The sequence below is a fragment of the Bradyrhizobium sp. Leo170 genome (genome assembly GCF_004296405.1).
Lineage (GTDB): Bacteria > Pseudomonadota > Alphaproteobacteria > Rhizobiales > Xanthobacteraceae > Bradyrhizobium.
The window spans coordinates 1-10,910 of record NZ_PSRR01000297.1 but is presented as its reverse complement, the minus strand read 5'-3'; the positions used below and the strand labels follow the sequence as shown (position 1 = coordinate 10,910).

Sequence of the window (10,910 nt, the reverse complement as noted above, 5' to 3'; positions counted from 1 at the left end):
GACGCCGCCGGCGCCGCTTTCGGCGCGGACCGTCGGCCTCTTCGCCGGCGCCCGTTTCGCCGCTCAGTCCTTCCGTCTCCTCGGTCTCGATCTCCGCCTCGATGTCGAAGGGTTCCTCGTCGTCATAGGCCTCTTCGAGCTGAGGCGGCGCGGACGCGGCCTGCGCCGCGAGCAGCGCCTTGGCGGCTTCCAGCGTGTGCACCTGCTCGCCGCGGTCGATGACGTAGGACTGCTGGCCGCTCACGGTCGCATCCGCCGCCACCGAGATCTGGACCTTGAAGGCGGTCTCGAGGTCGCGCAGATGGCCGCGCTTGTGGTTGAGGACGTAGAGCGCGACGTCGGTGCGGGTGCGCACCACGAGATTGTGGGTCGCGCCCTTCATCAGGATCTCCTCGATGCCGCGCAGGAGCTGCAGCGCCACCGACGAGACCGAGCGGACATGACCAGAGCCGCCGCAATGCGGGCAGGGCTCGGTCGAGCTCTCAAGCACGCTGGCGCGGATGCGCTGGCGCGACATCTCGAGCAGACCGAAATGCGAGATGCGTCCGACCTGGATACGCGCGCGGTCCTGCCGCAAACAGTCGGAGAGCTTGCGCTCGACCGCGCGGTTGTTGCGCTTCTCGTCCATGTCGATGAAGTCGATGACGATCAGGCCCGCGAGGTCACGCAGGCGGAGCTGTCGCGCGACTTCCTCCGCCGCCTCGAGATTGGTCTTGAGCGCGGTATCCTCGATGTGATGCTCACGTGTGGCGCGGCCGGAGTTGACGTCGATCGAGACCAGCGCCTCGGTCTGGTTGATGACGATGTAGCCGCCGGAGCGTAGCTGCACGGTCGGGGAGAACATCGCGTCGAGCTGGCTCTCGACGCCCATCCGAGAGAACAGAGGCTGGCCGTCGCGGTACTGCTTCACCACGCGGACGTTCTCCGGCATCAGCATCTTCATGAAGTCGCGCGCTTCGCGGTAGCCGGGTTCGCCGGCCACCATGATCTCGTCGATCTCCTTGTTGTAGAGGTCGCGCAGCGAGCGCTTGATCAGCGAGCCTTCCTCGTAGACGAGGGTAGGGGCCTGCGACTTCAGCGTCAGGTCGCGCACGGTTTCCCACATGCGGATCAGATATTCGAAGTCGCGCTTGATCTCCTGCTTCGAACGCGAGGCTCCGGCGGTCCGCAGGATGATGCCCATACCCTCGGGCACGTCGAGATCCTGCACCACTTCCTTGAGCCGCGAGCGGTCCTGGGCCGAGGTGATCTTACGGCTGATGCCGCCGCCGCGCGCGGTGTTGGGCATCAGCACCGCGTAGCGGCCGGCGAGCGAGAGATACGTCGTCAGCGCCGCGCCCTTGTTGCCGCGCTCTTCCTTGACGACCTGCACCAGCATCACCTGTCGGCGCTTGATGACTTCCTGGATCTTGTACTGGCGTCGCGGACGGAAGGTGCGCTCCGGCACCTCCTCGAGCACGTCGTCGCCGCCAACGGATTCGACGACTTCCTCTTCTTCTTCGCCGTCCTCGTCATCCTCATCGTCATGCGCCTCGTCGCCGGGCGGCTCGGCGCCATGCTCGTCGTGCGGCGCAGCCTCCGCGACGAGTTCCGCGGGGGCATGCTCATCGGACGCCGGATGCTCCTCGCTGGGCTGCGCGGTCTGTTGCGCATCCTCGGCGTGGGCGGCGTTTTCCTCGACCTGCTCCTCTCGGGCGCGCTCGGGCTCGTGGTTAACCTCGATCTCGGCCCCGACATCCGGAGTGGCCGCGGCGGCCGATGCCTCGATCGCGGCGACGACCGGGTCGGGTTGCGCTTCCGTTGCAGCGGCCTCGCTCAGAGCCGGCGCATGATCATGGTCGTCATGAGCATGACGGTCGTCGTGAGCACGCTCGTGTTCGTGTTCGCCGTGCTCGTGCCCATCACGATCGTGCTCGTCATGACGGTCGTGCTCGTCGGCATGCTCGCGATGGTCAGGATAATCGTAGGCTTCGTGCTCATGGTGTTCATGCGCATCGGCGCCGAGGTCGTGCTGCTCGGCCTCCGCATGAAGCGCGTGATCCTCATCGGCCTGCGGCTCGGCCCCCTCGACGACCTCGCTCTGCACGCGCTCGCCATGGCTGCGGCGGCGGGCATTGCGGTGCCGGGAGCGGCGGCGGTGAGGCCGGCTTTCGCTTTCCTCCTCGGCTTCGCGATGGGCGCGCTCTTCGGCCTCGATCAGCGCCTGACGGTCGGCGACCGGGATCTGGTAATAGTCTGGATGGATTTCGCTGAAGGCAAGGAAGCCATGGCGGTTGCCGCCATACTCGATGAACGCCGCCTGCAGCGACGGCTCTACGCGCGTCACTTTGGCGAGGTAAATATTGCCGCGCAGTTGCTTGCGTTGGGCAGTCTCGAAATCAAATTCTTCGACGCGATTGCCGCGGACCACGACGACCCGGGTCTCTTCCGGGTGGGTGGCATCGATCAACATCTTGTTGGGCATTCTGGAGCTCTTGAAGGCGGCGGGCGCGTAGCATGGCGCGCGCGAATTGCGCCGCCCGGTGACGCGACGGTCCACCTGATTCGGGGGTGAGGGGAAGGCCAAAACGCAAATCGCGGCGCCGTGCCGAACCCGCTCCCACCGGAACGACGCGGCGTGCGGAGTTTTCGCCTCGCGTGGTCGCGATCGTCTGGGGGGTGTTGGTCGGCAACACAGTCTGGCGCATTAAGCGGTTGGCCCGTCTGAACATATTTTGGCGGCAAACAATACCGCCGCATCCTTCGCTGAAGGCCCGGCGCGGCGCGAAAGCGCTCGCCGGCCAATCACATATCGGCCCCCTTTTTGACCATGATCGTTTCGAAAAACTGGTACCCAGTTCTCCGGATCATGCTTTGGGGCCGAACAATCAGTTCTGCCGTGTCTCGCCCCTTGCCACACAGAATGTGTCTGGGGCCGGACGCCGCTCGGGCTCAAACCGCCACTCCATGTCAGCCGCGCGCGGCGCTGGCTGGGGAGGGACCGGGAAAAACGCTGGTTCCTTCGGCTTGAAGGTTCCACCGCTGCACCGGGAGGCTGAACGCGACACAACCGGGAGTATTAGCCATCAGCACCACGTACATACGTGGATTGATCGTCACGCGCAAGGGAGCGTCGCGGCGGGGCAACAGTCGAACCATTTCGCCCGTGCGGTATTAGGGTCTCGTTAACCCTGTGGTTCTAATGCGGTATGACGACGGCTCGGAGGGCGCCGAATCGTGGCGGACCGCGTAAATCGATGGACTTCGCTGGGGTGCAGACTGTTGTGCGCCGCAGCATTGTCGTGCGGCCCGTTTGTTGTTCCCGGCGTAGCTGAAGGAACGCCGCCAAGCCCTTCTGCAAACACTGATTTTCCTATCGTTTCCGAAGCCCGGTTGGCCGGCGACGCCAAACAGACCCGGTTCATTGTCGATCTCGACAAGAAGATCCAGTTCCGCGCCTTCACGCTGGCCGACCCCTACCGGGTGGTGGTGGATATTCCCCAGGTGACGTTCCAGCTTCCTTCCGGGACCGGCAATGCCGGGCGCGGGCTGGTGAAGGCCTTCCGCTACGGGCTGGTGATGCCCGGCGGTTCGCGAATCGTCTTTGACCTGACGGGGCCGGCGAAGATCGCCAATTCCTACGTGCTGGACGCGGCCAACGGCCAGCCGCCGCGCCTGGTCCTGGAACTGGAGCAGGTTGACCGCAACGCGTTCACCCAGCAGCTTGCGCTGGACGACCGGCCGGAGCTGAGGCCAACCATTGCGGACGCCAAGGCGGCGATGCCGGCCGAGGGAACACCCAACGCAAAACCGGGCGAGCCGGCGGATTCGCGGCCTTTGATCGTGATCGATCCCGGCCATGGCGGCATCGACAACGGTACCCAGTCGAACGGCGAGTTGGAAAAGAACCTCGTGCTCGGCTTCGGGCTCGCATTGCGCGACCGGATCGAGAAGTCGGGCAAGTACCGGGTCGTCATGACCCGCACCGATGACACGTTTATCCCGCTGAACGACCGGGTCAAAATCGCCCGCAGCCAGTCGGCGGCGCTGTTCGTCTCGATCCATGCCGACGCGCTGCCGCGCCGGGAAGGCGACGCCCAGGGCGCCACCATCTATACGCTGTCTGACAAGGCCTCCGACGCCGAAGCGGAGCGGCTGGCGGAAGCCGAGAACAAGGCGGACGCCATCGCCGGCGTGAACCTGTCCGATGAGCCGACCGAGGTCGCCGATATCCTGATCGATCTCGCCCGCCGCGAGACCAAGACATTCTCCAACCGTTTTGCGCGGTTGTTGGTGTCCGAGATGAAGACGACGGCGCGGATGCATAAGCACCCGCTGAAATCGGCGGGCTTTCGGGTCCTGAAGGCGCCCGACGTGCCCTCGGTCCTGGTCGAACTCGGCTATGTCTCCAACAAAGGCGACCTCGAACACCTGGTATCGGAGAACTGGCGCAACAAGGCGGTGGGATCGATGCTGCAGGCCATTGACGCCTTTTTTGCCAAGCGACTCGCGACGGCCACGCCGGATACGCCGGACAAGTGACAGTGCCGAGAAAAGGCGCCGCTCGGAACCAGGAAGCCCTAGTTTGGCCACAGCGGCAACGGTATACGACATCATCTGGGGGCCTCGCGGAATCGGCCGATTTTGTCCGCGGAGCGCTGTATTGTTCGCCTCAAGCACCCGCAGGCTGTTAGGGCCAGGGGCATTCGCAACGAGGAACTGTCGCCGGCTGGTCTGGCGCAACAGGGTTGAAACGGAACTTCGATAATGCGCTTGCTGGTGCGGTTCATGGGTTTCTTGTTCGCCGCGGGGACCGTCGTGTTCCTGGTCGGCGTGGCCGGCGTCGCGGGCGCGATCTGGCATTTCTCCAAGGACCTGCCGGACTATTCTCAGCTTCAGGACTATGAGCCGCCGGTGATGACGCGCGTGCACGCGTCCGACGGCTCGCTGCTCGGCGAATATTCGAAGGAGCGGCGGCTCTATCTGCCGATCCAGGCGGTGCCCAAGCTCGTCATCAACGCGTTCCTCGCAGCCGAAGACAAGAATTTCTACGAGCACGGCGGCATCGACTTCTCCGGCATGGCGCGCGCTGCGATCCTGTACGCGCAGAATTATGGCTCGGGCCGCCGGCCGCAGGGCGCGTCGACGATCACGCAACAGGTCGCCAAGAACTTCCTGCTCACCAACGAGGTCTCGTTCGCTCGCAAGATCAAGGAAGCGCTGCTCGCGATGCGCATCGAGCGCGCTTACTCCAAGGATCGCATCCTCGAGCTCTATCTGAACGAAATCTATCTCGGCCTTGGTGCCTATGGCGTCGCCGCCGCCTCGCTGGTCTATTTCGACAAGTCGGTGAATGAACTGACCGTCGCCGAAGCCGCCTATCTCGCCTCGCTGCCAAAGGCGCCGGCGGCGCTGCATCCGGTGCGCAACCGCGACCGCGCGATCGAGCGCCGCAACTACGTGATCGACCGCCTGCTCGAGAATGGCTGGATCAAGCAGGCCGACGCCGACAAGGCCCGCAAGGAGCAGCTGGTCGTCACCAATCGCAGCAACGGCTCACACACCTTTGCCGGCGAATATTTCGCCGAGGAGGTCCGCCGCGACATCTTCGAGCGATACGGCGAGAAGAAGCTTTACGAGGGCGGCTTGTCGGTGCGCACCACGCTCGATCCGAAGATCCAAGTGATGGCGCGCAAGACCATGGCCGCCGGCCTCGTCAACTACGACGAAGGGCAGGGCTGGCGCGGCCCGATCACCAAGCTCGATGTTTCCGGCGATTGGGGCGTGAAGCTCGCCGACGTCAAATCGCTCTCCGACATCTCGCCGTGGCGAATTGCGGTGGTGCTCGAAACCAGCGACCAGTCGGCGCGAATCGGATTCCAACCCGGCCGCGAGCTCGGCGGCGCCGTCAGCAAGCAGCGGCAGACCGGCATCATCACGCTCGATGGCGTGCGCTGGGCAAGGCCCACTTCCGGCGCGGCGCGCGGGCGGACGCCAACGGCGGTGTCGCAGGTGCTCGCGCCCGGTGACGTCATCTATGCCGACCCCCTGGTGACCAAGGAGGGCACGGCGGTCGAAGGCCAGTACCGGCTGCGGCAATTGCCGGAAATCTCCGGTGCCATGGTCGCGATGGATCCATGGACTGGCCGCGTGCTGGCCATGGTCGGCGGCTTCTCGTTCGACCAGAGCCAGTTCAACCGCGCCACCCAGGCCTATCGGCAGCCGGGCTCGTCGTTCAAGCCGATCGTGTATTCGACCGCGCTCGATAACGGCTACACGCCATCCACCGTGGTGGTCGATGCGCCCATCGAAATCGACCAGGGGCAGGGCGCCGGCGTCTGGCGCCCGGAGAACTATTCGACTGGCAAGTATTACGGTCCGACCACGCTGCGCAACGCGCTGGCGCGCTCGCTGAACACCGTCACGGTGCGGCTGGCGCAGGACATCGGCATGCCCCTGATCGGCGAATACGCCAAGCGCTTCGGCGTCTATGACGAACTGCCGAACTATCTCTCGTACGCGCTCGGCGCCGGCGAGACCACGGTGATGCGGATGGTCACGGCCTATTCGATGTTCGCCAATGGCGGCCGCCGCGTGAAGCCGACGCTGATCGACCGCATCCAGGACCGTTACGGTCACACCATCTACAGGCATGACCAGCGCGAATGCCGCGGCTGTGACGCGCCCGGCGGCTGGAAGAACCAGCCCGAGCCGCAGCTCGTCGATCGCCGCGAGCAGGTGCTCGATCCGATGACGGCCTACCAGATCACCTCGATGATGGAAGGCGTGGTCCAGTACGGAACCGCCACGGCGGTGAAGGAAGTCGGCAAGCCGATCGCCGGCAAGACCGGCACCACCAACGACGAGAAGGACGTCTGGTTCATCGGCTTCTCGCCGGATCTCGTAGTCGGTGTCTACCTGGGTTACGACAAGCCGCGCAATCTCGGTCGCAAGGCCACTGGCGGCGCATTGGCCGCGCCGGTCGCGCGCGATTTCCTCAAACTTGCACTGGCGGAAAAGCCGGCAACGCCGTTCAAGATTCCGGCCGGCATCAAGCTCGTCCGCGTCGATTCCAAGAGCGGCATGCGCGCTGGCCCGGGCGAGGGTGGACGCACCATCCTGGAGGCATTCAAGCCGGGCACGGCGCCGCCGGATAGCTACTCCGCTATCGGCGTGGCCGACGCCGAGGGCCGGTTGCCGCCGGCCGTCGCGCCCGACGCAGGTGCGATCATGCGTCCCGGCGGATTGTATTAGCGCCCTGAAGCTCCAAATCATCGGGAAATAGGCTCGCGGCCGATTGCGCTTCAGCGCTTCGGCCGCTACATCCCTCACAAGACATTCATAATTCAGACCAGAAAGACCATGCGCGCGGAAGTGGAACGCCTTGTTGAAGAGATCAAGCAGTCGGTCGGGCTGCTGAGGAGGCATCTTTGACGTCGAGAAATCGACGGCACGGCTGGCCGAGCTGAACAAGCTCGCCGAAGATCCCGATCTCTGGAACGATCCCCAGAAAGCCCAGAAACTGATGCAGGAGCGCACCTCGCTGGAGGATGCGCTGTCCGGCATCAGCAAGGTCGAGCGCGAGCTCGAGGACAATGTCGGCATGATCGAGCTCGGCGAGGCCGAGAACGATGAGGGCGTCGTCGCGGAAGCCGAGAAGGCGCTCAAGGACCTCAAAAAGGAAGTCGCCCGGCGCGAGCTGGAGGCGCTGTTGTCAGGCGAGGCCGACAAGTTCGACTCCTATCTGGAAGTCCATGCCGGCGCAGGCGGCACCGAGAGCCAGGATTGGGCGCAGATGCTGCTCCGCATGTACACGCGCTGGGCGGAGAATCATGGCTTCAAGGTCGAGTTTCTCGAGGAATCCCAGGGCGAAGAAGTGGGCATCAAGTCCGCCACCATCCAGATCAGCGGCCACAACGCCTATGGCTGGCTGAAGACGGAGGCCGGAGTGCATCGTCTGGTCCGGATTTCGCCGTTCGATTCCAATGCGCGCCGCCACACCTCGTTCTCGAGCGTGACGATCTTTCCGGTGGTCGACGACAGCATCAAGATCGACATCAAGGAGTCGGATGTGCGCACGGACACCATGCGCTCGGGCGGCGCCGGCGGCCAGCACGTCAACAAGACCGAGTCCGCGGTGCGCCTGACCCATATCCCGACCGGCATCGCCGTGGTCTGCCAGGCCGGCCGCTCCCAGCACAAGAACCGCGCGCAGGCGTGGGACATGCTGCGCGCCCGACTCTACGAGATCGAATTGAAGAAGCGCGAGGAACAGGCGGCCGCCGACCAGGCCGCCAAGACCGATATCGGTTGGGGCCACCAGATCCGCTCCTACGTGCTGCAGCCCTACCAGATGGTGAAGGACCTGCGCACGGGCGTGCAGACCTCCGATACCGCAGGCGTGCTCGACGGCGACCTTGATGAGTTCATGGCGGCCACGCTGGCGCAAAAGGCTTTCGGCACGACGGCTGGCGCGATTGAGGATGTCGATTAATAAAGGAAGCGCGCCGTTTCGGCTTGCTCATGCAACCGGCTGCACGCTTTTCCACTCCGACAGCCATTGCGTGAAGCGGCCGCTGTCGCGCTCGCCACCATGCCACGCGGCGTACACGGTGCCATCGCTTGCGACCATGATGACCGCGTCGAGCCCCTTGGAGCGGCGCAGTGTGTCGATGGCCTGGCTTGGCGTCTGCGCGATCGGGCCTGCGACATTGAACGACGTGTTAACCGACACTTCGACGCCGATGCGGCGGCCGAGCGCCTTGAGATAGGCGTAGGTGAGGGGATCGTCCTGCTCGCGCACGATCTGGATGCGGCCGGTGCCGTCGGCGTGGACGACGGCCGGGATCTTGTCGCGCGCGTGCGGTTTTGAGCGTGCGGTCAGCACCATGTAGTTATAGGCGTTGTAATCGTCGTCCGAGGCGCCGGGCAGCAGTTCGAAATAATACTGCGCCGCCTCCAGCGTCGCCATCGGCGCCAGGGGCCGGATCGCCTCGCGATATTTCACGCGTTCGTTCAGGCGCTCGCGCGTGGCGGGATCGCAGGGGTTGGCGAGGATCGAACGATGGCCGAGCGCGCGTGGCCCGGTCTCGGCCGGGCCTGATAGATCGCGATCACGCCGTTCTGTGCCACCATGAACGCCATCAGGTCGGCGATGGCGTCGCGTCCCTCAGGCGTCGAGATGTCGCCGATCCGCTCTGAGGCAATGTCGTCCGCCTTCAGCGCGATCGCGATGTCGTCAGATGTCGGCGGCATGCCGCAGTAGAACGCATGCGTCATCGGCCCGCCGCGCGGAGCACCGGCGAGATGCGCGAACAGCCAGGCGGCGCCGATGGTGACGCCGGGATCGCCGGGCACCGGCGGCACCCACAGATGCAATTGCGCGCGCCGGCCCTGCGCATTGGCAAACCAGCTCTCATCGAAATGCTCGATCAGGCGCATGTTGCCGACGGCGTTGAGCGCAACGCCGCCGGTCAGCACCAACCGGCGGGCGCCGGTTGTGCGCAACAGATGATCCACGACATGGATCATTGCGTCCTCGAACACGAGCTGCGTCGCGGCGGCCTTGTCGAGGCGATCCTGCGTGTCGGGACGGTGCTTGATATCCTCGACGCGCAGCATCGCGTCGGGATTCCAGAGTTGATCCGGCTTGAGCGGTTCGCCGAGAATATCGGTCAACGCGGCCTTGTAGGGATTGTCGAACGGGTCGCAGTACCAGTTCGCCATCGCGCGGTTGAGCCAGACTTCGCCGTCGGCGCCGAGATGCAGCACCTTGCGGAGCCTCCGATAATAGGGATTGCTCGATCGGCTCATATCGCCCCAGGCGGCTGCGCCCATGTAGCGTCCCTCGCTGGACAGCCAGGTCCAGCCGCCCTGGGTCGAGGAGATCACGCTGTAGAACGCGCCGAGTGAATCGAACATGCTCTCGTTGCAGTAGAGCCGGCGCATCGCGCCTTTCTCGACGACGTAAAGCGAGAGCGAGCCGAGATCGCCGATGCCGTCGAGCACGGCGATGGCGACCGGCTCGCCGTCATCCTTGAAAGGAGATGCCGCGAACGAGAACCAAGCATGATTGTCGTGGTGCGGCAGGCAGATCAGGGGCACGCGCTCGGAAAGCTTGAGCTGGCGGGCGAGGATCTTTGGTGTCCGCGTCATCTGGTCGAGGCGGCGGCCATTGAAGGCGGACGCTTCCGTCGTGCGCAACAATTTCAGGCTTTGCGGCAATTCCTCCAGCACCGAGCGCGCCAGCGTGCCGGCAAGCGTCGGATAGTCCCAGCTTGTCAGCCAAGCGTCGATCGCGCCGACATCGCGTCCCATCCCGCGCAATGTTGCGACAACGGCGTCGATCGATTTTTCAGGGTATTCCGTCGTGTGCTTGTTGCCGGAAAAGCGTTCTTCCTCGTTGTTGACGATCAGGCGCGGGCCGTCTCGTTGTGTCACCTCGACCAGTGCGATGCCCGAATTGTGCGTGCCGGGAAGGCCGAGGCCCGCGAGATAGATGGTCTCGCCGCGGGCGAGCTTGTCGCGGACAGAGGCAATCCGGGCGTCGGCGAACTCGGAGCCGAGCTGATGGAAGCTTGCCGCTCCCATCGTCTTCGCCGCCAGCCATCGCGCGGTGCGAAAGCCTGCGGCGCCCAGCCTGCGATGTCGCGGACCAATTCGCGTGTTCGGTTCCAAGTTCTGAGTTCCTGTCGGTGCGATCTCGAATGCATCAATCACACTTGCTGCCAAGCAACAATGCCGTTTCGTTTGCGCACCGATTCTGTAGGATGGGTTTCGCTGCAGCGAAACCCATCACTCGCGCAGCTTGCTATCGAAGCTGATGGGTTTCGCTTCACTCTACCCATCCTACGTCCGATTCAACGGATATGAGTTCGCATTCTCGCGGCGCTTTGCGTCCGAGTTTTGCTTCACTTTCCACCCTCTCGAAA

General features: G+C 64.5%; 6 protein-coding genes. 3 read left to right on the top strand and 3 right to left on the bottom strand.

The genetic code is table 11. The features are described 5' to 3' along the window. A partial coding sequence (locus CWO89_RS33775; RefSeq protein WP_130582799.1) for an Rne/Rng family ribonuclease occupies window positions 1–2,464 on the bottom strand: 2,464 nt, incomplete at its 3' end. Between the two features lie 752 nt (window positions 2,465–3,216). Here CWO89_RS33775 and CWO89_RS33770 point away from each other — a divergent pair. From CWO89_RS33770 to prfB, 3 genes are all read left to right on the top strand, one after another. After that, window positions 3,217–4,521, top strand: coding sequence for an N-acetylmuramoyl-L-alanine amidase (locus CWO89_RS33770; protein WP_130582798.1), 1,305 nt, complete (start codon window positions 3,217–3,219; stop codon window positions 4,519–4,521). Between the two features lie 225 nt (window positions 4,522–4,746). Then, a complete protein-coding gene (locus tag CWO89_RS33765; RefSeq protein ID WP_130582797.1) occupies window positions 4,747–7,233 on the top strand; it encodes a penicillin-binding protein 1A in 2,487 nt (828 codons plus the stop codon). Between the two features lie 108 nt (window positions 7,234–7,341). Beyond that, window positions 7,342–8,473, top strand: a protein-coding gene (gene prfB / locus CWO89_RS33760) for a peptide chain release factor 2 (protein ID WP_130582796.1) whose coding sequence is annotated in 2 segments (ribosomal slippage) — window positions 7,342–7,410 and window positions 7,412–8,473 — 1,131 coding nt in all. Because the reading frame shifts where the segments join, the coding sequence is not laid out codon by codon here. Window positions 8,474–8,500: 27 nt separating this feature from the next. Here prfB and CWO89_RS47210 read toward each other — a convergent pair. Together CWO89_RS47210 and CWO89_RS33755 are read right to left on the bottom strand one after the other, a co-directional pair. After that, a complete protein-coding gene (locus tag CWO89_RS47210) occupies window positions 8,501–9,037 on the bottom strand; it encodes a carbamoyltransferase C-terminal domain-containing protein (RefSeq protein ID WP_207234627.1) in 537 nt (178 codons plus the stop codon). Beyond that, window positions 8,995–10,656 (bottom strand): carbamoyltransferase N-terminal domain-containing protein, encoded by a 1,662-nt coding sequence (locus CWO89_RS33755; protein WP_207234626.1) that lies wholly within the window; start codon window positions 10,654–10,656, stop codon window positions 8,995–8,997. Before CWO89_RS33755 ends, CWO89_RS47210 begins: the two co-directional genes overlap by 43 nt. Between the last annotated feature and the right edge of the window lie 254 nt (window positions 10,657–10,910).